We start from the raw sequence: 26240 nt of genomic DNA on the forward strand, positions 1-26240 counted from the left end.
CATGGCCAGCGTTCAGCGGCGACTGTCGGCGCTCCTGTTCGGGGTCGCACTCGCGGGAACGACGCTCGCGGGGACCGCGAGCGCGCACGTCCGGTACGTCGTCGACGACCCGGCGGACGTCGGCTCGATCGTCTCGTTCGTCGCGTCGACGCTCGCGGTCCCGGCTCACGCCGCAATCGTCGGCGGAAGCGCGCTCGCGACCGCCACCGGGCTGCTGGCGTTCCGCCGCGTCAGGCCGTTCCAGCGCGACCGCGACGTGTTCGCGGACGCGATGGCGGACTACCGCGACCTCCTCCCGTGGCTGCTGCGGCTCGCCATCGGTATCCCGCTCGTCGGCGCCGGCTTCTCCGGCTACTACTTCACGCCGCTCCTCGAGAGCGACGCCCGCCTCCTCTTCATCGGTCTCGGGTTCCTGCTCCTGTTCGGGCTCGCGACGCGGCTCGTCGCCGCCGTCGGCCTCCTGCTCTACCTCGCCGGCGTGGCCGTCGACGCCGTCCTCCTCCTCCAGTTCGAGTACGTCGGCGGGTTCCTCGCGCTCGTCCTCGTCGGAAGCGGTCGTCCGAGCGCCGACGACGTCCTCGAACGCGTCGCGTCCGACGACGACAGCACGTACGCGCGCGTCGACCCCGTCCACGCCCTCGCGACGCGGTTCCGCGAACGCGTCGCGCCCGCCGAACCGTACGCGCCGGTCGCGATCCGGCTCTCGCTCGCCGGCGCGTTCGTCTACCTCGGCCTCGTCGAGAAACTCCTCAATCCCGGGTACGCGCTCGCGGTCGTCGCGAAGTACGACCTCACCGCGATCGTCCCCGTCGCGCCCGAACTCTGGGTGGTCGGCGCGGCTCTCGCCGAGATCGCCGTCGGCGTCGTCCTCGCCGTCGGCCTCTACACGCGAGCGGCCGCCGGCCTCTCGCTCGTGCTGTTCACGCTCACGCTCTTCGGTCTCCCCGACGACCCCGTACTCGCGCACCTCTCGCTGTTCGGGCTCGCGTCCGCGCTCGTGATCACCGGCGCGGGCCCATTCTCCGTCGACGAGTTGCTCCGAACGCGATCGGCATCGCCCGAAGACCCGGACGCGTAACCGCCGACGCCGCGTGCGTCGACGCCCCGACGCCAACACGTCGAAACCTATTCCGCCGCCGCGAGCGAACCTCGACGCATGACCACGTACGACGCCGACGGCATCACGCTCCACAAAGTCCGGGACTACGTGTGGGAGATCCCCCAGGACGAAAGCGAGGGGATGCGAGCGCCGGCGCGCGTCCTCGCCAGCGAAGCCCTTCTAGACGAGATCGCCGACGACCTGACCCTCCAGCAGTTGAAGAACGCGACGCACCTCCCCGGCATCCAGAAGTACGCGCTCTGCATGCCCGACGGCCACCAGGGGTACGGGTTCCCCGTCGGCGGCGTCGGCGCGACGGACGCCGAAACCGGCTGCATATCGCCTGGAGCGGTCGGTTTCGACATCAACTGTGGCGTGCGGATGATGCGGACGAACCTCTCATACGAGGACGTCCGTGGGAAGGAGGAGGAACTCGTCGAGGCGCTGTTCGAGAACGTCCCGAGCGGCCTGGGCGGTGGCGGCATCTTCGAGGGGTCGGTGGCGGACGTGAACCGCATCCTGCAGGGTGGCGTGGAGTGGGCGCTGGCGGAGGGCTGGGCGGTCCCGGAGGATCTCGCACATTGCGAGGACGAGGGGAAGCGACCGGACGCGGAGCCGTCGAAGGTGCCCGAGGAGGCGAAAGAGCGCGGGAGGAACCAGGTCGGGTCGCTGGGGTCGGGGAATCACTTCCTGGAGGTCCAGCGCGTGACGGACGTGTTCCGCGAGGACGTCGCGGCCGAGTTCGGGCTCGAGGAGGACCAGGTTGTGGTGCTCATCCACTGCGGGAGTCGCGGGCTCGGCCACCAGACGTGTCAGGACTACGTGCGGGACATCGAGAAGCGCCACTCGGGGTTCGTCGACCAGTTGCCGGACAAGGACCTGGCGGCGGCGCCGGCGGGCAGTCAGCTCGCGGAGGACTACTACGGCGCGATGTGCGCGTGCATCAACTTCGCGTGGGTGAACCGCCAGCTCATCATGCACCGGACGCGGCAGGTGTTCGAGGACGTGTTCGACCGGGATTGGGAGGCGATGGAGATGGAGCTCCTGTACGACGTCGCACACAACATCGCGAAGAAGGAGATGCACAACGTGAACGGCGAGGAGAAGGAGCTGTTCGTGCACCGGAAGGGTGCGACGCGGGCGTTCCCCGCGGGTCGACCCGAGTTGCCGCCGGCGTACCGCGACGTCGGCCAGCCCGTCATCATCCCGGGGAGCATGGGCGCTGGCAGTTACGTCCTCCGAGGCGGCGAGAACTCGCTGGCGGAGACGTTCGGCTCGACCGCTCACGGCGCGGGCCGGTTGATGAGTCGGACGCAGGCGAAGCAGGACTACTGGGGCGGCGACGTCCAGACCGAACTCCGCGAGCAACAGCACGTGTACGTGAAGGCCCAGTCGGGGGCGACGATCGCGGAGGAAGCGCCGGGCGTGTACAAGGACGTGGACGAGGTGGTGCGCGTCAGCGACGAACTCGGCATCGGGGATCGCGTCGCGCGGACGTTCCCGGTCTGCAACATCAAGGGGTGAGGGCTCGGGCCGCGCACCACGAGCTGCGAGTCAGCGAACGACGTCGGGCGGACCGCGCGCTCGCTTCTTGGCGACGAACTCGCGCTCGGCGACGCTCAGGGAGACCCGTGCGTCGAAGACGTCGAGGCCCTCGCGGTAGCGTTCGATAGCGCCAACGTCGCCGTCGTACCCGTCGTCGGCATCGTCGGCATCGTCGCCGTTGTCGCCGTTGTCGCCGTTGTCGCCGTCGTCGCCGTTGTCGCCGTCGTCGAGGACGGCCGGCGCGGGATGTTCCAGGACGAGTTCGGCGATGCCGGTCTCGCGGCCGGTGTACGCGAACCCGGTCTTGTACAGCGCCTCGTAGCTGTAGGGGTTGTTGACGGCGATGCGGAGACGGTCGTAGCCTCGGGCGAGTGCTTCGTCGCGGACGAACGCGAGCAGTCGTGGCCCGAGGCCCTCGCCGGTACGGTCGTTGCGGACGGTGACGTACCGCAGCCAGAGGGTGGCGGAGTCGGTGCGGTCCTCGTTGAACGCGACGGCGGCGAGGACGCCGGTTGCGTAGTCGTCGCTGTCGCGGTCGGCGAACGCGTCCGCGGGATCGTCGTGGGTCTCGGCGACCGGCCGAGTACGGTCGTGACACACCGCCTTGCCGGTCGAGGACATCACGAACTTGCCGGCGTACCCGAACCGGCGGTAGTCGAGGCGGAGCGTCGGGCCGTCCGGCGGCCACCCGAGGACCTCGCAGTGCACGCGAGGAGGTAGTGGTGCCAGCGACCTGTGGCTTTCGTCCGCGCCCGCGGCCGCGACGACGGCTTCGCGTGGTCGTCGGAGCGCCGCCGCCGGGGCGCAGTCGTGGAGAACCACCTATATGTGTGGCGTCTGGAGTGAGTGAGTGATGGAGACGACGCATCGCGTGCACGTCGGCGACGCGCGCGACCTGTCTGCGCTCGCGGACGACAGCGTGGACCTGGTCGTGACGTCGCCGCCGTACCCGATGATCGAGATGTGGGACGACGTGTTCGCCGAACTCGACCCCGATATCGGCGACGCGCTGGATGCGGGCGACGGGCAGGTGGCGTTCGAGGCGATGCACGACGTCCTCCGCGAGGTCTGGGCGGCGGTCGAGCGCGTGCTCGTCCCGGGCGGGATCGCGTGCGTGAACGTCGGTGACGCGACGCGGTCGGTCGGCGATCGATTCCGCGTGTACCAGAACCACGCCCGCGTGGTGGACGCGTTCCAGGACCTCGGGTTCGACCCGCTCCCGGAGGTGCTGTGGCGCAAGCCCGTGAACTCGGCGGCGAAGTTCATGGGGAGCGGGATGGTGCCGCCGAACGCGTACGTGACCCTGGAGCACGAGTACGTGCTCGTGTTCCGGAACGGCGGGCGGCGGTCGTTCCCGCCGGGGGACGACCAGCGCTACGAATCGGCGTACTTCTGGGAGGAACGCAACCGGTGGTTCAGCGACGTGTGGACGGACGTGGGCGGGGAGCGCCAGACCCTCGCGGACGACGCACTCCGGGAGCGCTCGGGCGCGTTCCCGCTCGAGTTACCGTATCGACTCGTCTCTATGTACTCGGTGTACGGCGACACGGTCCTCGATCCGTTCTGGGGGACGGGGACGACGAGCCTGGCGGCGATGGTCGCGGGCCGGTCGTCGGTGGGCGTGGAGCGCGACCGCGGGTTCGTGTCGGCGTTCGACGACCGGGCGACGGAGGCACCGGTGGTGTCCCGGGAGGTGAACGCGGACCGTCTCGCTGCGCACCGCGAGTTCGTCGCGGAGCGGCGGGCGTCCGGCGAGGACCTCGGATACGTGAACGAGCACTACGACGTCCCCGTGCGGACCCGCCAGGAGACGGACCTGCGACTGTACGACGCCGCGTCCGTAACCGACGTGACCGATGCGTCCGATTCGACCGACCGACGATTCCGCGTCGAGCACGCTCCTCACGACCCCTGACGCGTCGGTTCGGCGGGCACCGGTCCACCACTCCATAAGATATAAATCCCCAGCGTGCGAAGTTGTAAGTGAAGTAGTAAGTGAATTAATATGGTAATTCTTTTCCGGTAGCGACTGCTATCCCCTGAAGTCGACGCAGGACCCCCACAACCCGACGATCTCCGCGACGCACCGCCACGTCCGACCAGTCACCACCACGTCAACATGACAGAGACAAGAGAGCCATCCAACGGCAGCGACGACACCCACCCCGAGACCATCGACTGGAACACGTTCTGGCGCGACGCCGACGACGCCGAGCGCGAGTCGGCGACGCCGAGCACGCACCACGTCCGCGACCTCCTCGACGCGTTCTTCGACGCGAAGGGCGTCCCGGACTCGTTCGTGAGCGTCGGCTGCGGCCCCGGCGTCGTCGCGTTCGACGTCGCCCACACCTTCCCCGAGACGACCGTCCACGGATACGACGCCGCACGATCCATCGTCGACGAGAACCGCGAGCGCGCGACCGACGAGGGCATCGAGAACGCGCACTTCGAGCAGGGCGTCCTCCCGACGTTCGACCCCGACCGACGGTTCGAGTGCGTGCTCTGCTACGGTACGCTCGCGTACGTCGAGGACTCCGCACGCGCGCTCGGCGCGCTCTACGACGCCGTCGAACCCGGCGGCCACCTCGTCCTCGGGTACGTCAACGACGGGTTCTCCAGGCACCTCCAGGGCGTCCTCGACGACCCGGCGGGCCACGGCAAGGACCTCGACGCGTTCGACCGCGCCGAGTTCGAGCGCCGCTGGCGACTCGTCCTCGACGGCAGGAGCACGCTGTCGTACGACGCCATCCACGACGCCACCGGCGCCTGGCCGCGGAGCTTCTGGGAGTTCGCGGAGAAGCCCGAAGAACGCTGGGCGTGGCGCCACGCCCCCTTGTCTGGCTCCCGAAACCCGAGGACGCGACCGCGGAGGGCGACGAATGACGACTGATGGCGATACCGCTGCTGGCGCCACTGGCGACGACGATCGGAACGACGACGTCGCGCCGACGACGCCGACGATCGAGGTCCCCGCGTCGGTCCGTCGCGACGAGCGGTTCGTCCCGCGCGTCACCGGACTCTCGCCCGAGGCCAGGGTCCGCATCGACCTGACGACGAGCGATGGAGCGGGCGAGTGGCGCTCGACGGGGACGTTCGTCGCCGACGACGACGGCGTCGTCGACCTCGAGACGACCGCACCTGAGGCCGGTTCGTACGCCGGCCGGCCGACCGTCGACCCGGACGCGCCGACCGTCGAACGCGCGCCCGCTGACCCGATGGGGCTCGTCTGGTCGCTCGCGCCAGAGAGCGACGCGTCTCGCGCGTTCGACTGGACGCCGACGGGGAGTCACGATCTCGAATGGACCGTTCGACCCACGGACGATGACGCTGCGACCGACGCAGCGGCGACCGCCACGGAAGCCGAACCGCTGGCGCGCGCTACCACGACCGTCCACCACACCGACCCCGACGTCGAACGTCACGCGCCGGCGGCCGGCCACCCGGACGGGTGGTTCGAGCCCGCTGGAGACGGCCCGCATCCCGCCGTCGTCGTCCTCCACGGCTCCGGCGGACAGTCCGTCGAGGCCACAGCGGCGCTCCTGGCCGCCCACGGGTTCGCGGCGTTCGCGTGCCGCTGGCTCGGCGCGGACGACTTCCCCGAGGCGCCCCGCGAGGTCCCACTGGAACGGGTCGCGGAGGCCATCGACTGGTTCCGTGACCGCGACGTCGTCCGGAGCACGGGCTATGGCATCTGGGGCGTCTCCATGGGCGCCCAGCTCGCGCTCCACCTCGCGGTCCGCGACGACGCCGTCGACGCCGTGGTCGCCGACTCCGGGGGCCACGTCCGGTACTTCGGCGGCGACACCGGATCCTGGACCGAAGACGGCGACGTGCTCCCCTACGTCGACCGCCGCCGCGCTCCCCCGACGACGTTCCAGTCCGAGCGCGACGGCGCGACGGTCGGCCGCGAGCTGTTCACGCAGATGCTCGAGGCCGCCGATCGCGAGGAACGCGACGCCGCGACCGTCCCCTTCGAGGACGCGAGCGCGGACCTCCTCTGGCTCTCCGGGAGCGACGACGCTAACTGGCCGGCCGCCACGTTCGGGAACATGCTGCTCGCTCGCCTCGACGCTCTCGGATACGAGCGCGAGTACGAGCACGACGTCTATCACGACGCCGGGCACGCTATCGGCGTCGCGAACGACCCGACGACGTGGCGGCCAGCACACGACGACGTCCCTGTCGCGTTCGGCGGTACGCCGGAGGACGCCGCCAGCGCCGCGGCCGCCGCCTGGCCGCGGGTCCTCGAGCGGTTCGAGCGCTCGCTCGCCGACCCCCGCTGACGCGACGCACCGCCGCCCCCATCGACGACGCCCTCGAACCCGCTGACGCGCCACACAAGACCTATGCCGGCCGTACGAGCAGCACGGTCGTGTATGCCCTCCCCGCCCTCCAATCCCTCGACGCCTGCGGCGCTGACCGAACGAGCCCTCCGGTCGCGGCGGCGACTGCTCGCCGCAATCGCGTCGAGCGCGGCCGCGGCGTCGACCGCCGGCTGTCTCGGTGACGCCATCGGGACCGATCCGTCGACGCCCGACTCCGGGCCCGCCGAGACGACGACCTCCACCGAGACGACCCCGCCCGATACGGCCCGGGAGACGACGCGCGAGGTGACCGACTCGGGAACGTACGCGGACGCCCCGGACGGGCCCGAGTCGTACCCGAGCCGACCGAGCGACCCCGACCGGGCTACTGCCGTCGAGTTCGTCGAGGCGTTCGAGCACGCTCGCACGTACAACAGTCTCCACGAGGACGACGTCGAGGACCTCTCGGTGTCCGCAAAGTCCCAGTACGACCGCGCCGCCCACGGCGGCCACTACGCGCTCGCGACGACGACGGGGTACGCGAACTACGCCGACGGCGTCCACGCCGACTGGGGACAGGCGCCAGCGCTCTACCACGTGAGCGCGGACCTCGTCGTCCGCGTCGGTCGCTACGAGGACTACTACGGCGACTGCGAGGACGTGTTCGCGAGCGACGACCCGAGCGAGAACTTCGCGGAAATCTGCGAGGGCGGCGACGCCGCCTTCCGCGCGTACAACCTCCACCCCGACGCGCACACCGTCACGGTCGACGTCGACTACCTCGACGAGAGCGGCGCGACGGACGTCCTCGCAGAGGAGTACTTCGTCGGGACGACCGACGCCGTCCAGCAGGGTAGCGTCACGTACCGGAAGGGAACCTACCGCATCACCGCGACGCTCGAAAACGGTGCCCACGACTCGGCCGACTGGACGCTCGACCGCGAACCGACGTGGGACGACCCACCCCTGTGCGTGCTCGTCGAACCGACCGGCGGCCTCGACATCCGACGCGTCCCGTTCCAAGAACTGTAGCCCACGACCTCGAATCGTGCTGGCAGCCGCGACCGTACGCCTCCCCCGGGACCCACGACCGAACCACTAATATGTCACCACTCTCGCTATTCGGGACGAGATCCGATGCGACGCCGACTCCTCCTCGCGACCACCACTAGCGCCGCCGTGGCGGTACTCGCTGGCTGTACGAACGAGCAAACGCCCGAACCCGACACCATCACGCTCGAACTCGACACCACCGACTCCTGGTCGGGCACCATCAGGACCGACGACGGCACCGAGAACGTCAACGGCCAGGGCGAGACGACCATCGAGTGGACCCAGCCACTCCCGAGCAACGTCCGCGCGAGCATCAAGAAGGGCCCACGGCAGAACGCCGAACTCACCGCCACCTTCTACGCCGACGGCAACCCCGAGACCACGAAGACCACGACCGGCGCCTACAGCACACTCATCCTCACCTTTACGCCGGGAGCGAACTGAGAACCGCGACGCACTCCCCCCATCGCCGTCACTCCTCGCTCGCGTGTGCGGGAGGAATGCACCGGCCGGGAATCGAACCGAATCGAGACGGTCGCCCTCGCTACTCTCGGGCGCTGCGACTCGCAGGCTTCGATTCGCCGGCGTGGTGCAGACTCGTCTCTCACAATCGTTCGAGACGAGATGCACCGGCCGGGAATCGAACCGAAACCAGAGGTGCTCGCTCACGTTCGCTCCGCGCGACTGGTAGGCTTCGATCCGCCGCCTGCTGCAACCGCTCGTCACCTTCGTTCCGAGCGGTATGCACCGGCCGGGAATCGAACCCGGATCATTGGCTTGGAAGGCCAAGGTCTTGCCATTAGACCACCGGCGCGTGCGGTCGTCGCCGACCCCGTCGTCGGCGTCCGATTCGACGGAGCCGTTGCTCGCATTTGATGGTTACGGTACGGAACAGCGCAGGGTGCGCTGTGTCCCGGGAGCCGTGCGCGAGGGCCCACCGGGACGCGTAGGTCCCACACCAACGGGTGTGCGCACTAAATCGTTCCGTCCGAGGCCTTATGACGTTTTCCGTTCGAAGGTGACGACCGAGTAACAATTCCCGCTCGAGACGAACGCGGTCTCGACGCCGAGCGCGCTCGCTTCCAGATCCGTCTCGAACTCGGCCGGCGCGTACACGTGATAGAATCGCTCGACGGTCTCGCCGCCCGGAAGCGTCCAGTCGACGAACGTATCGAACCCCGTCTCGTCGTCTGCGTCCGCGTCCTCGAACCGATCGTGCGCGGTCGACCACGCGCTCACGAGGCCGACGCCACCGGGAGCGAGGACGCGCGCCAGTTCGTCGAGACTCCGGACGCGTGACTCGCGGTCGGGGAGGTGATGGAGGGTCGCGACGTACACCGCGAGATCGAACTCGTCCGTCGCGACCGGGAGGCGGCTCGCGTCGCCCTGGGCGAGCGCCAGCCGGTCGTCGTACCCGCGGTCGATGGCGCGTTCACGGGCCGCGGCGAGCAGGCCGCGGCTCGCGTCCACGCCGACGACGCGCTCGCAGCACTCCGCGAGCTGCTGCGCGTGCCGGCCGTTCCCGCACCCGACGTCCAGACCGAGCGAACCCGACCGCCCGTCGAGGAACGACTCGACCTCCGGCCACGCGTACTCGCGCGTCGACGCGAAGTGATCCGCGATCCGGTCGTACACGTCGCGCGTTCGCCCCCGGGACCGATCCATGACGAGGCGTCCGCCCACGACGCCCATAACGCTCGCGGTAGCGTCCGCAGCCATCTGGGAAGATCGCAGTGCAACTCGCAGCCACAGAACCACCTTTAGAAGACCGGACGTGCCCGAAGGGACCGAGTACAGGCGAGTTACCTGCCTTTCCGACCGACTAACAATACGTTCGTCCGTCGCTATTTCAGTTGCATGACTCTTGTACCATCCGTAACCCCGGTACTGCAGGTGAGCGACGCGATCGATCAGGCGATAGCCGACGCGATCGAGTACCTCCCGTCGGTCGTCGCCGCACTCCTCATCCTCATCGTGGGCTACGTCGTCGGCCGCGTCCTCGGCGGCATCGTCACGCGAATCGTCGAACGGATCGGACTCAGCAGTTACGCCGAAGGGACGGCGATGGAGGACAGTAGCGACGGCGATACCGCCGCGAACGCACTCGGGAAGATCGTCTCGTACTACGTCTACTTCGTCGCACTCGTCGCGGCCGCCGACGTCCTCCAGATCGCACAGCTCACCGAGATCCTGACCGACCTCGCCGAATTCCTCCCGGTGGTGCTCGGCGCACTCGTCGTCCTCGTCGTCGGGTTCGTCGTCGCCCGCATCGTCGGCGACGTCGTCGCCGACCTCGTCGGTGGGTTCGACATCGGCTCGTACCTGACGGGCACTCCCCTCGAACGCATGGGCGACACCGAAGGCGAGTTCGGTCGGATCGTCGGCCTGCTCGTCACGTACTACATCTACCTGTTGACGTTGCTCGCGGTCGCCGACATCCTCGAGGTCGATGCCCTCTCGGAGCTCCTCGAGACGTTCGTGAGCTACCTGCCCGCGCTCGCCGGCGGACTGCTCGTGCTCCTCGTCGGCATCTGGGTCGCCGAACTCGTCGGCGACGCCGTCCTCGATATGGGCGACGGTCGCTCGATACGCCTCGCCAGCCTCGCCGTGAAGGTCTTCATCTACTACATCACGGTGACGATCGCGCTGGCCGCGATCGGCTTCGAGATCGCCATCCTCACGAGCCTGTTCACCGCGTTCGTCGTCGCGTTCTTCGGCGCACTCGCGCTCGCGCTCGCCATCGGTATCGGTCTCGCCGTCGGCCTCGGCGGCCAGGACTACGTCGCCGAGAACGTCGACGACTGGATGTCGTCCGCGCAGGATTCCGTCGAGGGGGACTCCGTCGGCGGAGACGACGTCCTGGAGGAGGACTGAGCGCGAGGACCGCACTCACCCCGACGGGACGGTGATCGTGCTCGGGCGAGCAGTGCACGAGATTGCACTCAGAGGAGGAGAAGGAAGACGCCGTACGCGATCGCGAGGAGGACCGCGGCGTGCTTCGCGCCGCCGCGAACGTCGCCCGTCGCCAGCTGGCCCGCGATGAGCCCGGACAGGACGCCCTGGAGGAGCGTCGAGTGGAAGAACAGGAGCGTGTACGCCTCCGTGTTCACGCCGCCGCCACCGACGCCGCCGATGCCGCCGACGCCCGCGCCCGTCGCCCCACCACCAGTCTGGTTGAGTGCCGTGCTCGTCCCGCCGTCTGGGAGGTTCGGAATGAGGACCGTCGACAGCACGCCGATGATGAACAGGAACACGAAGAACGACACGTAGACGACGACCATGTACGTCAACATCTCCTGCTGCCGGCGCTGCTTGAGGCGACGGTCCGCTTTCGCCTGCGACCCGGCGATCCGGAGGACCGTCGACAGGTCCCCGCTCGCGTTCATCGCCTTCGTCGTCAGCGTCACGACCCGCGAGATGATCTGCGTGCGAAGCCGAGACTCGAAGCGCTTCAGCGCCGTCTCCACGTCCGCGCCCCACTCGATGTCGCGCCACACCCGGTCGAGTTCGGGGTCGAGCGCGCCGAGTTCGCTCCGACGAACGCGCTCGATCGACTGCACGACCGTCATCCCCGCCTCGTTCACGCTCGCCAGGCGATCCATGAGGTCGGGAACAGCGGACTCGATCGCTTCCAGTCGACGCCGATGGACCTCGTAGACGATCGCGAACGTCCCGACGACGAACAGCGTCCCCTGCACGAGCAGGTCGTCGAACGCGCGGATCGACACCTGGCCGTCGACGAGCGTCTCCGGGAACCGGAGCGCCGTCACGAGGAGCGCGATCGGGACCGTCACCCAGAACAGCGTCACCGGCCGTTCGATCACCGTCCGACCGGGACTCCCGAGGCGCGCCCGAAGCCACCGTAGTCGTCGGTACTCGCGCAGGCGCTCCATGCCCGCGGAGGCGTCAACGACGCCCGTGTCGCCGTTGGCGCCGGTGACGGTGTCGGTGTCGCTAGGGCCACCGGTGACGGTGTCGGTGTCGCCGTTGGCGCCGGTGACGGTGTCGGTGTCGCCGTTGGCGCCGGTCCCGCCGTCGGTTCGCGTCGACTCCGCGCGCCTGACTTCCGTCATCTTCTCGATGGGCGCCTGCACGTCGTCGATGCGCTGTATCTGACTGATGGTGTCCGTCGCCGACAGCAGGTAGATGATGAACAGGAGGTTCGCGCTCGGAACGATGACGTACACGAGCACCTGTAGCGGCTGGAGCGTGTCGCTGACTGCGATCCCGATGACGACGAGGATCGTGATGAGGAACAGCGGCCCGGCGACCAGCCCGGTGACGTACACCTCGGCGAGCGTCGCGAGCAGGTCGAGCAGTTTCTCCTGCTGGCTCTCGGCCTCCTCCTGGTAGTCCTCGTACTGCTGTTGGAGGAACGACGACAGCGACCGCCCGGACTGGAGGACGCTCGCGAGGTTCTCGCTGAACTCCTTGAACTGGCCGCTCGGCGTTCGATGCGCCATCGTGTGGATCGCGGAGATCATGTCCTGTCCGAACATGTCCATGTTCCGGACCGCGACGTTCACCTCGTCCGCGGCGTCCCCGTAGACGGCCTTGTTCGCCGCGAGGATGCGCATCACCTTCGGGAACTCCATCCCGGAGCGACTGAGCGCGTACACGAACGCGATCGTTTGCGGGAGCGACGCCTCGATGCGACGCGCCCGTTCGTCCGCCCGATACGACGGATACCACCACCGCAGCCAGTACGTCAACCCGCCGAAGACGAGGCCCACGGTCGCGCTCGTCACGAGCATCAGCACGAACAGCTCGTAGATCGTCAGGCTCGGCAGGCCCGTGAAGTCCGCGAGCACGTGCAGTTGCTGGGGGAGCGTCGACCGGATCGTCGCCTCGTCGATCGAGAGCAACCCGAACGTCCCCCAGATGACGTACATCCCCGACATCGAGCCGACGATCGCCAACACCGCGCTGTAGAAGACGGTCTTCGCCGCGTAGATCCGGTACGTCGTCGGCAGGTGCGCCGCCCGGAGCGTGTTCTTGCGCTGGGTCTTCTTCCGGTCGATGCGTTCGACGTACGACCCGAACCCGACGAGCGCGAACCGACTGACGATGCGGTTCGCGTACGACGAGTACGGCGCGAGCGCCACGGGGAGCACCAGGACGACGGCGATTGCGAGCGGGATCCAGTTCGCCCACGACATCGCTCAGTCGCCCTCTGCGAGCGAGACGTCCAGTCCGTCGTCCTCTCCATCCCGGGAGTCGGTATCGACGACGTCCTCGATGCGGGCGAGCGCGCGCTCGGGGTCCGCGTAGTAATCGTTGATGAGCGCCGTGAACCGCCGGTAGTCCGTGATGTCGCGCTCCCAGAGGTACTCCAGGAACCGCCGACGGTTCCGGAGTTCGGTGAGCAGTTCCTCCTGGCTCCAGCCGCGGTCCGCGCGGATCTCGTCGAGGAGCCCGCTACCTGACGAGGAGAACTGGTCGTCGTTGGCCGACCAACTGAACGCGGTCGAGTAGTCGAGTTCGCCCGTCCGCTGGTCGATGCCCTCGATCTCCGCGATCGTCTTGTTCCGGCGGACGCGCTCGTCGTCCATCCGCGTGAGCGTCTGCACGCAGAGGACGTCGAGGCTCTGGACCATCGACCGCGGGACGTTGATCGGTTCGTTCTCGAGCCGGTTGATGACGGTCCTGACGCTGTCGGCGTGCATCGTCGAGTACGTCGTGTGCCCGGTGTTCATCGCCTGGAAGAGCGTGATAGCCTCCTCCCCGCGGACCTCGCCGACGATGATGTACTCCGGGCGATGCCGGAGCGCGCTCCGCAGGAGGTCGTACATCGTCACGTCCGTCCCCTCGTGGAGGCGCTCGCGCGTGATGCTCGACAGCCAGTTGTCGTGGTACAGCGAAAGCTCGCGGGTGTCCTCGATGCTCAGGACCTTCGAGCGCGGCGGGATGAACATCGAGATGGCGTTCATCGAGGTGGTCTTCCCCGACGCCGTCCCGCCGGCGAAGATGAGGCTCTTGTTGTGCTCGATCGCGAGCCAGAGGTACGCCATCTGGTCGATGTTGAACGTCCCGTAGTCCAGCAGGTCGATGGGCGTGAACGGCTCGTCCGCGTACTTCCGGATCGTGAACGCCGACCCTCTCGGCGTCACTTCTTCGCCGAGTGCGAGTTCGGCACGGGAGCCGTCGGGCAGCGTCGTCTCGACCATCGGGTCGCCGATGGAGATGTGCCGCCCGGAGTGCTGAGCGAGTCGGACGACGAAGTTGTCGAGGCTCTCCTGGTCGAACTTCACGTTCGTCTCGATGTCCGTGTACTCGTCGTGGTAGACGAACAGCGGGAGGTCGTAGCCGTCGCAGGAGATGTCCTCGACGTGCGGGTCGTGCATCACGGGGTCGAGCTTCCCGTACCCGCGGAACGCACGCCACAGGTAGTAGTAGAGCTTGTAGTAGCTCGTCATGTCGACCTCGGCGCCGTACCGTTCGAGGTGCTCGTGGAGCGCCTCGTCGAGCACCGCCTCGGTGTCGGCCTCGTCGATGTCGCGACGGTAGACGAGCGGGTCGCGGACGTCCTCGAACAGCGTCTCGAGGAGCGCGTGCTCGTACTCGGTGAGCTCGGGTTCGACGACGTAGTAGAGGTGCTCGTTCGCGTCGACGTCGTGGTTGACGGAGACGAACGCGAACGGCGGGTTCACCCAGTACCGTTCGAGCTCCTCGTAGCCGTCGAGGCCGTCGAAGTTCACGAGCCGCCCGTGCTCGCCGGGGTCGTAGCGGGCGTGGTCGATGGTGGTGCCGCGGAGCATCTGGACGGTCCGGACGACGCGGCGCTTCAGGGACGCAAGGCGCGTCTCCGGCTCCTTCGAGGCGTCGGATTCGATCCGCTCGTGGGAGGGGGCGTCGTCGCGACGTTCGTGTGGATGTCCAGACATCGTAGCTCCGCAGAGAGGGGTTTCGAGACCGTAAGTGGACCGTTGACTTAAATCAGGTGGCCAGCGGCATCGAGAATCGAAGCTGCCGCGAGGAGTGAACCATCGGTGCCGGCGTCCAGTCCGACGGCGACGCTGTGTCCGGTCCGACGGCGACGCTGTGTCCGGTCAGGCGTCGGCGCTATGTCCGGTCAGGCGTCGGCGCTATGTCCGGTCAGGCGTCGGCGCTATGTCCGGTCAGGCGTCGGCGCTGGCGTCCACGTCGGCGGCGTCCTCGTCGACGGCGCGGTCGGCGCGCAGGAGGATGACGCCGAACGCGAGCTGGAGGAGGACGCCGAAGGGCACGAAGAGCGCGGCCTGCGTGGTGAACAGGTACGCCGACGACCCGAGGAGGGAGAGCGAGAGAGCGAGCAGGAGCGCACCCTGGAGGCGCACGGGGTCGACGGGCAGGTCGTCGAGTGCGTCCACCTCGAAGTACAGCAGGAACGAGACGAGGAGGGCGACGGCGAGCACGGCGACGCCGACGAGCCAGAGGTCGTACCCCGGAATCTGTGCGCTCGCGTTCCCGCCTGCGCTGACGACCTCTTGCCGGAAGCCGACCGGCGTCTTGACGTCCGTGCCGCTCATGAGCTGTACGCCGAGCTGGTATCGGATCGCGACGAACGGGAATCGGAGGATGACGAGCGTGAGGTCCTGCGAGCTCGTGACGGCGAACGACCCGTACGATATCGACCACGGGACGAGCGCCGCCAGCCACGTCAAGAGGACCGCGAGTTCCTCGGCGTACTCCGACTTCACCCAGACCATACACACTCCCGACGCGGCGGCGAGTAAAACGTATCGGATGCCGTCGTCGAGGAGGCGGGCTCGGTCCGCGCGGAACACGCTTGCGGTCCCGGTTGAGTCGGCGCGGGGCGTTACGTTCATACCGCGTGCTATCGTAGGGTCGACCGTGGAATGAGGCGCGACTACTTCACGTTGGCTGTGAGCAACGTCGACTGGGTCGATGACGGCGGCGAGCCCTCGAAACCGACGGTATCGATCGACTTCGAGGGGCCGGTAGCGACGCTCGAGGAGCGCCTCACACGACCGGACGGCGAACCGCTCGACGCGGGCGAGACGGACGTGGCGTTCCGGTACCAGGACGAGGCCGGTGCCGACGACGCGAGCGGCGTCGTGAGCGTCACGAACCGCCTCACGGGCGACTTCATCATCGAACTGAACGAGGAGGCAGGAGACGTCCTGAAGTTCATCAAGGCCGCGCGCCGGTACGGCGAGCAAGCGGGCGACGACGGCGAGTACTGCGTGGACATCGAACTCGACGGGGAAGCGTTCGTCTCCTACGACAAGTCGACGTTCCTCGTGTACGACAACGACGGGAACCTCCTCCGGAACCACTCGCTCATCCCGAGCGGCGTGGAGCTCTGAGTTCGAGCCCGCCCAATCACGCGGTTTGCGTTCTCTGGAACAGTCTTTTCGGATCTGGTTCGGTCGCGACGAGTGCCTCTGGAGCGACTGCTCCGAGCGACGCAGTAGCGAGCGGCTGCTTCGTGCGATGCGACGTGGACTACATGAACATCCGGTCCTCGACGCGGTCCTCCTCGGGGAGTTCCTCGAGGCGCTCGTGGAGTCGCGCGTAGTACGCTTCGACGTCCGCCGCGAACTCCTCGAGCGCGCTCGTGTCGACGTCGAGGTCGTAGACGGACGTGATGGTGTCGACGAGCCGGATGGCGGCGTCGGCGTCGGGGACGCGGTCGTGGACTGGCGTGACGAACACGCCGACGGCGAGGTCGGTCCGCATGCCGCGCTCGACGAGCGAGGCGTTCACGCCGTCGAGGTAGCCGTTCGCCATCGGCGGGACCGCCGGGTCGAGGTCCGCGAGACGCGCCTCGTGGTAGTCCGTGGTCGCGACGTGGAACGTCCGATGGTCGTCGGGGCCGTGCGCGACCGGAACGCCGCTGAGGACGGCGACCTCGTCGACGTCCTTGCGGCCGGTCCAGTCGAGGATCGCTCGCGAGAAGTCGTTCGCGGCGTTCGGCGGGACGAACAGACCGCCGTGGAGGACGGCGACGTCCAGGTCCGGCCGGGAGAGGATGCGCGTGTGGTGATGCGGCCGCCCGTTCTCGAACGGCGTGATCGCGGGGAGTGCGTCGGTCGTGACGTACCCGCACGGTTCCAGGTCGAGTCGCTCCCGGAGGTAGTCCACGGCCGTGAGGCCGGCGAGCCCGAACGTCGCGAAGCCCGCGACGACGTGGTTCACGTCCGCTCCCTCGTCGCAGACCGAGAACGCCTCGGTGTCGTCGGTCGTCATGCGTGACGGTTCGGTCGGCGAGGGCTTAGTCCCGATGGAGACCCAACCTGGAGCGACGCCGTGGTCGCGACGGCGCATCGACGCCGTGCGTTTTATCGTGGGTGGACGTGAGGACTGGGACGTGACTACGGGCTGGCAGACCGGGAACGAGACGGCGACGGACGGCGGGTCGACGGGCAACGCGATCGCCGACTGGGTAGGCGTGGAGCTTCCGTGGTGGTTCCCGCCGGAGGCGCTCGGCTGGGCGCTCGCGGTCGTCGTCCTCGTGCTCTCGTGGTCCGTCTCGAAGCTCGCGGTACGGCTCGCGGGCCGGACGATCGCACGCCGAATCAAGCGCCCGAGCGTCACGCGAACCGTCCTGCGGCTCGTCCAGCTCGTGGTGGTGTTACTCGGCGTCGCGGTCGCGGCGGGCCTCGTCGGGTTCCGCGCGGGCGACATCCTCCTGTCGGTGACGGTGTTCTCGGCGGTGCTCGGTATCGTGCTCGCACCCATCGTCGGGAGCATCATCAACGGGTTCTTCGTGCTCGCCGACCAGCCGTACGAGATCGGCGACATGATCGAGCTCGCGGACCGCGGCCAGACGGGGTTCGTCGAGGACATCACCATCCGGTACACGAAGATCTTCACGCTCGACAACACGTTCATCGTCATCTCGAACGATTCGATCCGCGACCGCGACGTCATCAACTACTCCGCGGAGGACGAGCGGACGCGACTGGAGTTGACCGTCGTCGTGACCTACGAGGGCGACCTCGACGAGGCGCGAGATCTGATGGAGTCCTCGGCACGCGCGGTCGACGAGGTCATCACGGGCGGCCCGGACATCCGTATCGGGAGTGCGCGCTATCCGGCCGCGCCGACGTGCTACATCGACGAGTTCGGCGATCACGGCGTCCACCTGACGCTACGCTACTGGGCGAAGCAGCCGTACAAGCTCCTGACGCTCCGGTCGAAGGTCCAGACGAACGTGTGGTCGGCGCTCTCCGACGCGGACGTCGAGATCGCGTACCCGCACAGTCACGTCGTGTTCGACGACACCAGCGGCGAACTGAACGTCTCGCAACGCGACGAGCCGGCCGCCGGCCAGTTCCCTCGGGAGGAGTTCCCGCCCGGCGAGGAACCCTGAGCGGCCGGATTTCCTGGACTACTCGCCGGAGTCGCTACTCCTCGCGGACGCCACTCGCCGGAGTCGCTACTCCTCGCGGACGTAGTCGACGAGTCGTCGCGTGAACGCGTCGTTGAACAGGACGTCGGGGAGGTCGAGGAACCAGTCGGCGCGCGTGATGTGCTCGTCGTCGACGCCGAGGTCGTCGCCGACGGTCGCGTCGGTCGCGGTCGCTTCGAGGAACGCGACGCGAAAGCCAGTCCACTCGTCGTCGACTGCGGCGTTCTCGATGCGGTACTCGCTGACGGCGTGCGGTCGGACGGGGTCGACGGCGACGCCAGTCTCTTCGCAGACCTCGCGGACGAGTCCGTCGACGAGCGACTCGTCGCGCTCGAGCGTGCCGCCGGGGAGCAGCCACACGTCGTCGTCGGCGTCGTACGCCAGCAGGACGCGGCCCGCGTCGTCCAGGACGACGCCCGTCGCCACCCATCCCGAGCGGAACGCCTCCATGTCGGCGTACTCGCGGTACGTCTCCGCGTCGTGTGCCTCGAACTTCGACTCCTCGAGGAGGTCCCCGTGACTCTCTCGCGGGTCCGACGCTCCCGCGTACCCCTCGAACCCGGTCATGCGCGACGCTTCGACCGGGTGGATACTGAACGCACCGATGCGGAGCACACGGGGAGGTACTGTCCGGCGCCGGGCGAGTGTGGTCTATTCGCCGGTGAGGTACGACCAGACGCGGTCGACGGCGATGGCGCTCGTGAAGTTCGCCGCGGTCTCGGCGAGCGCCGTCTCGTCGCCAGCCGGCTGGGGCTCGCCGAGGTGTGCGGCGCGGTACTGGACCTCGGCGTTCGCGGCCATGTACCACGAGAAGACGGTGGCTTCGCGGACGGTTTCGCCGACGACGACAGCGCCGTTGCCCGCCAGGAGGACCGCGAGGCCGTCGCCGAGCGCGTCAGCGAGCCGGTCGGCCTCCGCGTCGGTCGTGACGAGGTGGCCGTCGTCCGCGTCGAAGTCGTCGAAGACGGGGACGGGGTCTCGGAACGGCGTTCCGAGGCGACTCACTGGTCGGAGGTCGATGCCGGCGCTGACGAACGGCAGGACGGCGGGGGCGTGGTGGTGGACGACCGCGCCGACGTCGTCCCGGGCCGCGTAGATTCGGCGGTGGAGGGGATGTTCGTCGTGCGGGCGACCGTCGCCGCGGACGATGCGACCCGCGACGTCCATTTGGAGGAGATCCTCGCGGTCTGCGCGCGCCGGGGGGACCGCCGGCGGGAGTACGACCTGGTCGCCGTCGCGTGCAGAGACGTGTCCGAACGCGTCCAGAATCCCGGTCTGTGAGAGGGCGCGACTGGCGCGAACGAGGTCGCGTCGGGTGGTCACGCGCGGCGGTTCGACCGGCGGGACGTTAACGCTTCCCCCGCATGTCAGCGAAGCAAAGTTCCGTGGCGATAGGCGGGGAGGGCGCGGCGACGGACCGCATCACGCGCTCGACCTCAGGCGTCCGCGTGCGAGACTGTGACGACCTCGCAGTCGAGGTGCTCGCGGAGGTACGCGTCAACGTCCGGGTCGTCGAACAGTCGTCGGAGCATCCGCCGCCAGCGTCCAGCCTGCTTCGTGCCGATGACCACGACGTCTGCTGCCTCCGCAGCCGCCTCGTCGAGGATGGTCTCCTCCACGAGGAACCCCTTCCGGACGACGTAGCGCGTGTCGACGTCCACGTCGACCGCACGCTCCGCCGCAGCCTTCAGGTCCGACCGCGTCACGCTCCCACCGTCCTGGTAGAGGTTGACGTGGAGGACGGTGAGTGCCGCGTCGCGCTCCGCGGCGAGGTCGACCGCTGCCGAGAGCGTCCGCTTCGAGTGATTCGAGAGGGGATACCGGACCGGCACGAGGACGCGCGTCATCGTCGATACGGTACGTCGGGGCGGACCTAAACCTTCGGTCTCGACCTCGCCGATCGGTCACGTCGACTTCGCTATTCGGCCATCGAGGACGCCCGACAGCACGATGTCGCCAGCGTCGTTCTCGCAGCGGACCTCGACTGAGACGTCGAACCGCTCCGGTCGTGCCTCGACGGTCGAGAACGTCCACGTGCACGTCACCGGCTCGCCCGTGTAGACCGGGTGGCGGAACTCGAACGTCATCGATTCGGCGAGCACGCGGAGGTCGCCCCCGATCTTCGTCGGGAGCGTCGCCGTCAACAACCCGTGTACGAGCAGTCGACCGTCCGCGTCCGGTTCCGTGTGCCGCGGTTGGGTGTCCCTGAAGACGTCCGCGAACGCCTCGACGTCCCCCTTCGTGAACGTGCGCTCGTACGTCCGCGTCTCGCCTTCCGTCGGTCTGGACGACATCAGGTCGTGCTTCGGCGCGTTCGCTCATCAACCCACGGCCAGTCCCGTCCCGACCGCCGTCACGGGGGCATCGAACACCGAACTTATGCCGAGCCCGTCGCAACGGCCGTCCGACAGCATGGTCCCCGACAGTTCCCTCCCCGACGTGTCGCTCCCCGACCCCTCCTCGTGGAGCCGACGCCGATTCCTCGCCGCACTCTGCGGCCTCGGCGCCGGCGGCACGGTCGCCGTCGGTGCGACGGCACCGACCGCGCTCCCCGACGCCCTGACCGACGAGGCGACGAAGCACTACCCGACGCCGCCAGAGGTGGCCGCGCACTGGGAACCGACCGTAACGGAAGCGCACGCCCGCAGCGTGATCGAGCGTCTCGCCGACGTCGCGGCCAGCGCCGAAGCGCTCTGGCCGGAGGTAGAGACGGACCGGCACAACACCGGCGCGGGCGGCTGGCTGGAGACCGCTCGCGAGGAACTAGAGGACGGGAACTACAACGACGCGCTGTTCGACGCGACGTACGGCCTCCAGTTCGCCGCCGAGGAACTCGGATTCGCTCGGGCGAGACTCGACCAGACGGACGTCCCCGCGCTCGCCGATCGCACGCTCGCCGTCCGCGACCGCATCGCCGCCGTCCGCGACGCCCTGGACCCGTACAACGTGGACGACCCCGGCGTCGACCTCGCGTGGTATCACCGCATCGAGACGGAGACCCTCCGGGCGGAGAACCACGCCGGGTGGGGCGACGCGGCCGCGGCCGCGAACGGCGTCGACGACGACGACGGTCCGCCGGCTGGCGACCTCGACGCACACGCCGTCGGGTCGCTGACCGCCGACGTCCACCTCGCCGAAGTGTGCGCGTCGAACGCCGAACGCTACTCCCAGCACCTCCAGGACCGCCTCGGAGACGACCCCACGCCCTACGCCGCGCACCTCGAACGCGTCGCCGACGCATTCCGCACCACCCTCGCCGACCGCCCGTCGCGCGACGACGTCCGCGCCCGCTACGGCCTCGACGACGCCGACGAGCACGGCCCCTACGAGTTCGCGCACGCCCACCTCGCCCGCTCGTGCTTCGACGCCGCCATCCCGGTCCCCTGGGAGACGGACGTCGACGCCTCGATGCACGCCACCACGACCCTCGCGCTCGCCACCGCCATCGTCGACTGGCGAGCGCACGACTTCGCCGTCGACCACCTCGTCGTCGACCAATCAACCACCGGCTTCGACTCCGGACACGTCCTCGCCGAGAAGCGCCGCGCCCGCAGCACCTACCAGGACGCCCTCGGCGACTCCCCACCGCCGTTCCTCGCCCAGCAGGCCGGCCGCGCCATCGAAGACCTCCAGGTCGCCAAAGTCGGGTTCGCCGACAGCTACCGCGACCCCATCTGGAAGGAACGACTGAACGCCTACCTCTACGCACTCCTCGGCCGCGCCAAACTCCACCACCACCCCAGGCTCTACCAGCGCATCGTCGACGGCCCCTGAACCACCCCGTCGGCAGGCTGACAGCAGCCGGACGCCAGCGGTTTAGGAGCGGAAACGCCGGCCTGGCGGCCGGCGTATGCTAGAGAGTCAGGAGTGGAAACGCCGGCCTGACGGCCGGCGTACGTTAGAGAGGCGGGCGCGGAAACACCGGCCTGGCGGCCGGCGGATGCTATTCAGTCAGTACGTCAGTCCGACCATGCGACCCGCCCTTCCAGTCGCGGGTCGAGTCCGTTCTCGCGGGCGTACGCGGCGAGAACTTCGTACTGGACGTCGCCGACGTCGAGACGGTGGTCGGCGTCGAGCGCGGGGAACTCGTGGTCGGTGTGGAAGAGGTAGTCGGTCGTGGCGAGCGTGTACGTGGCGTCGTCGTCGACGGGCTCGCCGTCGACGCGGAGCGCGACGATCTCGTCGCGCTCGCGGTCCCAGACGACGCTCGCGCCCGAGAGGTGCGCGTGCCACCAGTCCGGTTCGCCGAACGCGAGGTTCGCGCCGCTGGCCTGCCGGACGGTCTCGCGCAGTTCCGCGCCCGTGAGCTCCGCGGTCGCGACGGGTTCCTGGAACGGGACGACGCTCATCACGTCCGCGATCGTCACCTCGCCCTCGAGCGGGTCGCCTTCGCGGACGCCGCCGGAGTTCTGGAGGCCGACGTCCGCGCCGGTAGCCCACCGGTACGCGTCCGCGACGAAGTTCCCGATCCGGCTCTCGCCGCGGAACGCCGCCGTGTGCGAGCGCTCGATCGGGTCCGCGACGTGCGCGACGACCTCGTCGAGGTCCGCCGCCCTCATCTGGTCGCGCATCGCCTCCGCGACGCCTTCGTGGACGGGCGCGTCAGCGGCGACGTGCCGCGTGACGTCCACGCGCTTGCCGTCGCCGTCGTCGCCGAGTTCGGCGAGTTCGACCTCGTACGCGACGTGACCGTTCACGCCGGGGCGGAGGAGGACCGCGCCGTTCACGCGCTCGACGACCTCGCTGTGGACGTGCCCGCCGAGGACGACGTCCACGTCCGCCGCGACCGCCAGGTCGTCGTCGTCCGTGCCCAGGTGCGAGACCGCGACGACGTACTCCGCGCCCGCGTCACGGCAGGCCTCGGCGGCCCGGACGCCCGCCGATATCGGGTCCGCGAACCCGACGTCGGTCGCGTTCGGGTTGATGGAGTTCGTCGCCGGCGTCGTCACCCCGAAGAACCCGACGCGGACGCCGTCGACGTCGCGGACCACCCACGGTTCGGTGTGCTCGGCCGCGAAGTACGGCGCGTCCGCGGTCCCGGCAGGTGCGTCCCCACCGTCGGTCGCTCCGTCGTACGCGGTGCAGTCGGTTTCGTGGACGTTCGCGGTCAGCCACGTCTGCGGGCTGTCCGCGACGAGCGCTCGCGTGGCGTCCGGGCCGTAATCGAAGTCGTGGTTCCCGAACGTGTCGAACTCGGCGCCGACGGCCTCGAAGAACGGGAGCGAGTGTCGGCCCTCGGTGACGAGCGACAGGACGCCGGGCGCGGTGTTGTCGCCGCTCCCGACGACGACGGCGTCGTCGCCGTCGAGGTCGGTCAGAAGGCCGGCGAGACGACCGATTCGCTCGGGGTCGTCGAAGGCGTTCTCGACGTCGGAGTAGTGGAGGAGACGCGCAGGCATACGGATGCGAACGGACGCACTCGTCAGGTTTGAGAGTATCGACTCCGACGTCGTCCCGCGGTGCGATGACGCAGTCGCCTCGGTCGCGACCAGTTGCGGTCGTGGGAGGGCCGTTCGCAGGCGGGCGAAGCTGGACGAACAGACCTAAGCACCGGCGGGCACTCGCGTCGTACATGGAACTGGAGTCGAGGGAGACCGACGACGGCGAGACGGTGTACGTCTCGACCGAGGAGGGCGACCGCGGGTCGAAGGCGCCGTTCATGGTCGCGTACCGGACTGCCGACGCGGAGGAGAAGTACGGCTGGTTCTGTGCGAACTGCTCGACGTTCGACAACGCGATGGACTCGATGGGTCGCATCCAGTGCAACGAGTGCGGGAACTTCCGGAAGCCGACTGAGTGGGACGCCGCCCACGAGTGACCGCCCGGTAGAGTCGACGCGGGTTCCTGTCGGACGCGAGACGCCCAGCGGCGGCGTCGGACCGCCCGCTACGCCTTTGAAATCGACGACCTGTTTATACAATAACTTTAAGCACGAGGTGCGTGATAACACGTAACGAATGGTCTCTGGTAGTACGACCGAGAACCTGCACGAACGCGCAAAGACCATCTTCCGCGGACTCGGCTACGACGTGACCGACGCGCCGGGCGAGTTCCGCGCCGAACGAGACTGGAAGACGGTTCACGTGAACCCGACGCGTAACGTGCCAGAGACCCCCACCGGCGGCGACCTCCGTTGTTTCGTCACGCCCGAGGGAACGGCCGACTCGCTCCGAGAGAAGCTGCTCTCGGACAAGCCCGACTACGACTGGGCGATCGTCTCCGTCGACGAGAACCCGGCCGCGGGGACGGACGGCGGCTACGACGTCATCCACCCGCCACAGGACCCGCTCCGGTAGTTAACCGACCCATCGCGGCCCCGGCCCATCGCGGTTCCGGCCCATCGCGATTCCCGACTGTTGCTCGTCACCGAATGCGCGGTCGATAGCGACTGCGTCGGCGCGATTCGTGCGGCCGCGGTTCGGACCGTTTATTATCCCGGCCCATCCGGTAGTGGCGTATGAAGCGTGTCGACGTCGCCGTCGTCGGTGGGGGCCCCGCGGGCACGAGTGCGGTCTGGGAGGCCGCGCGGAACGGTGCCGACGCCCTGCTCCTCGAGAAGGGCGTGCCGCGTGCCGACCGCGAGGGCCTCGGGCCGGATTCGACGGACGCAGCGGGGATGCTCGACTACTGGATAGACATCATGGGGATCGACCCCGACGACCTGCCCGACGGCGTCGTCCTCCAGGAACTGGACTGCGTGGAGTTCATCGGGCCGTCGGAGACGGCGACGATGTACGCGACCGGGATCGAGTCCTCCTACGACAGGTTCGGGTACACGTTCCAGCGCGCCCGCATGGACGACTTCCTCCGCGAGCAAGCCGAGGAAGCGGGAGCGACGTACGACGTTGGCGTCTCCGTGCGTGGCGTCGACACCGATCTGGACGCCGAGTACCGCCACACCGTCCACCTGGCGGACGGCGAGGACGTCGAGGCGAAGTACGTCGTGCTCGCGGACGGCCCGCAGCGCCAGGTGTCGATGGGCGTCCTCGATTCGTTCCTCCCCGAGCACCGCGCGGCAAGCGACGTGATGTCGCCGCCGACGGCGAACCACATCGCGTACCAGGAGCACCGCGAGTTCCCCGAGGGCGCGTTCGAGGACGACCGACTCAAGTTCTGGTGGGGGTGGATGCCGGGCGAGACCGCGTACCCGTGGGTGTTCCCGAACGACGGAAACGTCGCGCGCGTCGGGTTGACGATGCCGATCGGGATGACGCTCGACGACGTCGAGAACCCGAGCGCGTACCGACTGCTCGACCCCGAGGACGACAGCCTCCCGAGAGCGGGCGAGTACGTCACCCGACTCCTCGAGCGCGTGTACGGCGACGAGTACGATATCGAGGAGGAGTTCCCCCGAGTCGAGGACCGCGGGAAGTCCGGGGGGACGGAGACGTACCCGATCTCGTCGACGCGCCCGATCGACTCGCCGGTCGAGGCCGGCATCGCGGTCGCGGGCGGCGCGATGGGGACGACGAGCGCGTTCCACGAGGGCGGCTATCACGTCGCGGTGCGCTCGGGGAAGATCGCGGGCGAGCTCGCGGCGACGGACGCCCTGGAGCGGTACAACGACGAGTGGAAGCGCGCGATCGGGACGGAGCTCATCCGGAACGTCGCGTTCGCGGACCTCGTCGGGGAGTACGAGCCCGACGACTGGGATCGGACGTTCAGCGTGGCGAGCCGGATGCTCGGCGACGGCTCGGACGGGAGCCTCCTCGCGCGGCGCCTGACGGCGGGCCCGGGCGCGCTGAAGTTGCTCGCGAAGTACAAGTGGCGCAAGCGCTCGCTGAAGAAGGACGGCTACGTCCAGATCACCGAAGACGAGTACGTGATCTGACGGGGCCTCGTCGACGGTCGTGGACTCGTTCTGCTGGAAAACCGGCGACGA

25 protein-coding genes and 1 tRNA gene are annotated in these 26240 nt (G+C 68.7%); 14 read left to right on the forward strand and 12 right to left on the reverse strand.

The window, feature by feature from the left end:
- The first annotated feature begins 1 nt into the window (after position 1).
- Positions 2 to 1078 (forward strand): DoxX family protein, encoded by a 1077-nt coding sequence (locus G9C85_RS03070; RefSeq protein ID WP_166036804.1) that lies wholly within the window; start codon positions 2 to 4, stop codon positions 1076 to 1078.
- A 78-nt stretch (positions 1079 to 1156) separates the two neighbouring features.
- Positions 1157 to 2623, forward strand: coding sequence for an RtcB family protein (locus tag G9C85_RS03075; RefSeq protein ID WP_166036806.1), 1467 nt, complete (start codon positions 1157 to 1159; stop codon positions 2621 to 2623).
- 30 nt (positions 2624 to 2653) lie between these two features.
- Here G9C85_RS03075 and G9C85_RS03080 read toward each other — a convergent pair whose 3' ends face one another.
- Positions 2654 to 3352 (reverse strand): GNAT family N-acetyltransferase, encoded by a 699-nt coding sequence (locus G9C85_RS03080; protein ID WP_166036808.1) that lies wholly within the window; start codon positions 3350 to 3352, stop codon positions 2654 to 2656.
- A 145-nt stretch (positions 3353 to 3497) separates the two neighbouring features.
- On the opposite strand from G9C85_RS03080, the gene G9C85_RS03085 reads away from it, so the two are divergent.
- The 5 genes from G9C85_RS03085 (at position 3498) to G9C85_RS03105 (ending at position 8445) form a co-directional block, all read left to right on the forward strand.
- Complete coding sequence (locus G9C85_RS03085; protein ID WP_166036810.1) at positions 3498 to 4559, forward strand: site-specific DNA-methyltransferase; 1062 nt, start codon at positions 3498 to 3500, stop codon at positions 4557 to 4559.
- Positions 4560 to 4763: 204 nt separating this feature from the next.
- On the forward strand, positions 4764 to 5534 hold the full coding sequence (locus G9C85_RS03090; RefSeq protein ID WP_166036812.1) for a trans-aconitate 2-methyltransferase: 771 nt from the start codon (positions 4764 to 4766) through the stop codon (positions 5532 to 5534).
- Positions 5524 to 6927, forward strand: coding sequence for an acyl-CoA thioester hydrolase/BAAT C-terminal domain-containing protein (locus G9C85_RS03095; protein WP_166036814.1), 1404 nt, complete (start codon positions 5524 to 5526; stop codon positions 6925 to 6927). The genes G9C85_RS03090 and G9C85_RS03095 overlap by 11 nt, the downstream gene beginning before the upstream one ends.
- 93 nt (positions 6928 to 7020) lie before the next feature.
- Entirely contained in the window at positions 7021 to 7980 is a 960-nt protein-coding gene (locus G9C85_RS03100) for a hypothetical protein (RefSeq protein WP_166036817.1), read from the forward strand.
- 105 nt (positions 7981 to 8085) lie between these two features.
- Positions 8086 to 8445 carry a hypothetical protein gene (locus G9C85_RS03105; protein ID WP_166036819.1) on the forward strand — a complete coding sequence of 120 codons (360 nt, stop codon included), beginning with the start codon at positions 8086 to 8088 and terminating at the stop codon, positions 8443 to 8445.
- Between the two features lie 299 nt (positions 8446 to 8744).
- Here the strand turns inward: G9C85_RS03105 and G9C85_RS03110 are convergent.
- Positions 8745 to 8815: transfer RNA gene (locus tag G9C85_RS03110), tRNA-Gly, on the reverse strand.
- 182 nt (positions 8816 to 8997) lie between these two features.
- Positions 8998 to 9666 carry a class I SAM-dependent methyltransferase gene (locus G9C85_RS03115; protein ID WP_166036821.1) on the reverse strand — a complete coding sequence of 223 codons (669 nt, stop codon included), beginning with the start codon at positions 9664 to 9666 and terminating at the stop codon, positions 8998 to 9000.
- A gap of 228 nt (positions 9667 to 9894) precedes the next feature.
- On the opposite strand from G9C85_RS03115, the gene G9C85_RS03120 reads away from it, so the two are divergent.
- A complete protein-coding gene (locus tag G9C85_RS03120) occupies positions 9895 to 10875 on the forward strand; it encodes a hypothetical protein (protein WP_369680763.1) in 981 nt (326 codons plus the stop codon).
- A gap of 68 nt (positions 10876 to 10943) precedes the next feature.
- Here G9C85_RS03120 and G9C85_RS03125 read toward each other — a convergent pair whose 3' ends face one another.
- The 3 genes from G9C85_RS03125 to G9C85_RS03135 all read right to left on the reverse strand — a co-directional run bounded on the left by G9C85_RS03125 (position 10944) and on the right by G9C85_RS03135 (position 15689).
- A complete protein-coding gene (locus G9C85_RS03125) occupies positions 10944 to 13160 on the reverse strand; it encodes a type II secretion system F family protein (protein WP_166036825.1) in 2217 nt (738 codons plus the stop codon).
- A 3-nt stretch (positions 13161 to 13163) separates the two neighbouring features.
- Positions 13164 to 14885 carry a type II/IV secretion system ATPase subunit gene (locus tag G9C85_RS03130; RefSeq protein ID WP_166036827.1) on the reverse strand — a complete coding sequence of 574 codons (1722 nt, stop codon included), beginning with the start codon at positions 14883 to 14885 and terminating at the stop codon, positions 13164 to 13166.
- Positions 14886 to 15119: 234 nt separating this feature from the next.
- Positions 15120 to 15689 carry a hypothetical protein gene (locus G9C85_RS03135; protein ID WP_166036829.1) on the reverse strand — a complete coding sequence of 190 codons (570 nt, stop codon included), beginning with the start codon at positions 15687 to 15689 and terminating at the stop codon, positions 15120 to 15122.
- Positions 15690 to 15839: 150 nt separating this feature from the next.
- Here G9C85_RS03135 and G9C85_RS03140 point away from each other — a divergent pair, with 150 nt between their 5' ends.
- The gene (locus G9C85_RS03140) at positions 15840 to 16310 is read left to right on the forward strand and encodes a DUF5793 family protein (protein ID WP_166036831.1); all 471 of its coding nucleotides are present in this window, start codon (positions 15840 to 15842) and stop codon (positions 16308 to 16310) included.
- A gap of 139 nt (positions 16311 to 16449) precedes the next feature.
- Here the strand turns inward: G9C85_RS03140 and G9C85_RS03145 are convergent, their stop codons facing one another.
- Positions 16450 to 17193, reverse strand: a complete 744-nt coding sequence (locus tag G9C85_RS03145; protein ID WP_166036833.1) for a proteasome assembly chaperone family protein — start codon at positions 17191 to 17193, stop codon at positions 16450 to 16452.
- A 121-nt stretch (positions 17194 to 17314) separates the two neighbouring features.
- Between G9C85_RS03145 and G9C85_RS03150 the strand changes: the two genes are divergently transcribed.
- Positions 17315 to 18319 (forward strand): mechanosensitive ion channel family protein, encoded by a 1005-nt coding sequence (locus tag G9C85_RS03150; RefSeq protein WP_394352715.1) that lies wholly within the window; start codon positions 17315 to 17317, stop codon positions 18317 to 18319.
- 66 nt (positions 18320 to 18385) lie between these two features.
- On the opposite strand, the gene G9C85_RS03155 is transcribed toward G9C85_RS03150, so the two are convergent.
- The 4 genes from G9C85_RS03155 to G9C85_RS03170 form a co-directional block, all read right to left on the reverse strand.
- Complete coding sequence (locus G9C85_RS03155; protein ID WP_166036834.1) at positions 18386 to 18925, reverse strand: NUDIX hydrolase; 540 nt, start codon at positions 18923 to 18925, stop codon at positions 18386 to 18388.
- Between the two features lie 84 nt (positions 18926 to 19009).
- A complete protein-coding gene (locus G9C85_RS03160) occupies positions 19010 to 19681 on the reverse strand; it encodes a class II aldolase/adducin family protein (protein WP_166036836.1) in 672 nt (223 codons plus the stop codon).
- Between the two features lie 113 nt (positions 19682 to 19794).
- Entirely contained in the window at positions 19795 to 20205 is a 411-nt protein-coding gene (locus G9C85_RS03165; RefSeq protein ID WP_166036838.1) for a universal stress protein, read from the reverse strand.
- Between the two features lie 57 nt (positions 20206 to 20262).
- On the reverse strand, positions 20263 to 20652 hold the full coding sequence (locus G9C85_RS03170) for a dehydratase (RefSeq protein ID WP_166036840.1): 390 nt from the start codon (positions 20650 to 20652) through the stop codon (positions 20263 to 20265).
- A 118-nt stretch (positions 20653 to 20770) separates the two neighbouring features.
- Here G9C85_RS03170 and G9C85_RS03175 point away from each other — a divergent pair, with 118 nt between their 5' ends.
- The gene (locus G9C85_RS03175; RefSeq protein WP_166036842.1) at positions 20771 to 22132 is read left to right on the forward strand and encodes a hypothetical protein; all 1362 of its coding nucleotides are present in this window, start codon (positions 20771 to 20773) and stop codon (positions 22130 to 22132) included.
- 185 nt (positions 22133 to 22317) lie between these two features.
- Here G9C85_RS03175 and G9C85_RS03180 read toward each other — a convergent pair whose 3' ends face one another.
- The gene (locus G9C85_RS03180) at positions 22318 to 23757 is read right to left on the reverse strand and encodes a bifunctional UDP-sugar hydrolase/5'-nucleotidase (RefSeq protein ID WP_166036844.1); all 1440 of its coding nucleotides are present in this window, start codon (positions 23755 to 23757) and stop codon (positions 22318 to 22320) included.
- Positions 23758 to 23936: 179 nt separating this feature from the next.
- Here G9C85_RS03180 and G9C85_RS03185 point away from each other — a divergent pair, with 179 nt between their 5' ends.
- The 3 genes from G9C85_RS03185 to G9C85_RS03195 all read left to right on the forward strand — a co-directional run bounded on the left by G9C85_RS03185 (position 23937) and on the right by G9C85_RS03195 (position 26189).
- Positions 23937 to 24176 (forward strand): DUF5816 domain-containing protein, encoded by a 240-nt coding sequence (locus G9C85_RS03185; RefSeq protein ID WP_166038928.1) that lies wholly within the window; start codon positions 23937 to 23939, stop codon positions 24174 to 24176.
- A 139-nt stretch (positions 24177 to 24315) separates the two neighbouring features.
- On the forward strand, positions 24316 to 24654 hold the full coding sequence (locus G9C85_RS03190; RefSeq protein WP_166036846.1) for a hypothetical protein: 339 nt from the start codon (positions 24316 to 24318) through the stop codon (positions 24652 to 24654).
- Between the two features lie 161 nt (positions 24655 to 24815).
- Positions 24816 to 26189, forward strand: a complete 1374-nt coding sequence (locus tag G9C85_RS03195; RefSeq protein WP_166036849.1) for an NAD(P)/FAD-dependent oxidoreductase — start codon at positions 24816 to 24818, stop codon at positions 26187 to 26189.
- Positions 26190 to 26240: the final 51 nt, after the last annotated feature.

The organism is Halorubellus sp. JP-L1 (assembly GCF_011440375.1).
Taxonomy (GTDB): Archaea; Halobacteriota; Halobacteria; order Halobacteriales; family Natrialbaceae; genus Halorubellus.

Bases quoted from the DNA above. Each gene is read 5' to 3' on its own strand.
- G9C85_RS03070 (WP_166036804.1), top strand. From the start codon at position 2: ATGGCCAGCGTTCAGCGGCGACTGTCGGCGCTCCTGTTCGGGGTCGCA.
- G9C85_RS03075 (WP_166036806.1), top strand. From the start codon at position 1,157: ATGACCACGTACGACGCCGACGGCATCACGCTCCACAAAGTCCGGGAC.
- G9C85_RS03085 (WP_166036810.1), top strand. From the start codon at position 3,498: ATGGAGACGACGCATCGCGTGCACGTCGGCGACGCGCGCGACCTGTCT.
- G9C85_RS03090 (WP_166036812.1), top strand. From the start codon at position 4,764: ATGACAGAGACAAGAGAGCCATCCAACGGCAGCGACGACACCCACCCC.
- G9C85_RS03095 (WP_166036814.1), top strand. From the start codon at position 5,524: ATGACGACTGATGGCGATACCGCTGCTGGCGCCACTGGCGACGACGAT.
- G9C85_RS03100 (WP_166036817.1), top strand. From the start codon at position 7,021: ATGCCCTCCCCGCCCTCCAATCCCTCGACGCCTGCGGCGCTGACCGAA.
- G9C85_RS03105 (WP_166036819.1), top strand. From the start codon at position 8,086: ATGCGACGCCGACTCCTCCTCGCGACCACCACTAGCGCCGCCGTGGCG.
- G9C85_RS03115 (WP_166036821.1), bottom strand. From the start codon at position 9,666: ATGGATCGGTCCCGGGGGCGAACGCGCGACGTGTACGACCGGATCGCG.
- G9C85_RS03125 (WP_166036825.1), bottom strand. From the start codon at position 13,160: ATGTCGTGGGCGAACTGGATCCCGCTCGCAATCGCCGTCGTCCTGGTG.
- G9C85_RS03130 (WP_166036827.1), bottom strand. From the start codon at position 14,885: ATGTCTGGACATCCACACGAACGTCGCGACGACGCCCCCTCCCACGAG.
- G9C85_RS03135 (WP_166036829.1), bottom strand. From the start codon at position 15,689: ATGGTCTGGGTGAAGTCGGAGTACGCCGAGGAACTCGCGGTCCTCTTG.
- G9C85_RS03140 (WP_166036831.1), top strand. From the start codon at position 15,840: ATGAGGCGCGACTACTTCACGTTGGCTGTGAGCAACGTCGACTGGGTC.
- G9C85_RS03145 (WP_166036833.1), bottom strand. From the start codon at position 17,193: ATGACGACCGACGACACCGAGGCGTTCTCGGTCTGCGACGAGGGAGCG.
- G9C85_RS03155 (WP_166036834.1), bottom strand. From the start codon at position 18,925: ATGACCGGGTTCGAGGGGTACGCGGGAGCGTCGGACCCGCGAGAGAGT.
- G9C85_RS03165 (WP_166036838.1), bottom strand. From the start codon at position 20,205: ATGACGCGCGTCCTCGTGCCGGTCCGGTATCCCCTCTCGAATCACTCG.
- G9C85_RS03170 (WP_166036840.1), bottom strand. From the start codon at position 20,652: ATGTCGTCCAGACCGACGGAAGGCGAGACGCGGACGTACGAGCGCACG.
- G9C85_RS03175 (WP_166036842.1), top strand. From the start codon at position 20,771: ATGGTCCCCGACAGTTCCCTCCCCGACGTGTCGCTCCCCGACCCCTCC.
- G9C85_RS03180 (WP_166036844.1), bottom strand. From the start codon at position 23,757: ATGCCTGCGCGTCTCCTCCACTACTCCGACGTCGAGAACGCCTTCGAC.
- G9C85_RS03190 (WP_166036846.1), top strand. From the start codon at position 24,316: ATGGTCTCTGGTAGTACGACCGAGAACCTGCACGAACGCGCAAAGACC.
- G9C85_RS03195 (WP_166036849.1), top strand. From the start codon at position 24,816: ATGAAGCGTGTCGACGTCGCCGTCGTCGGTGGGGGCCCCGCGGGCACG.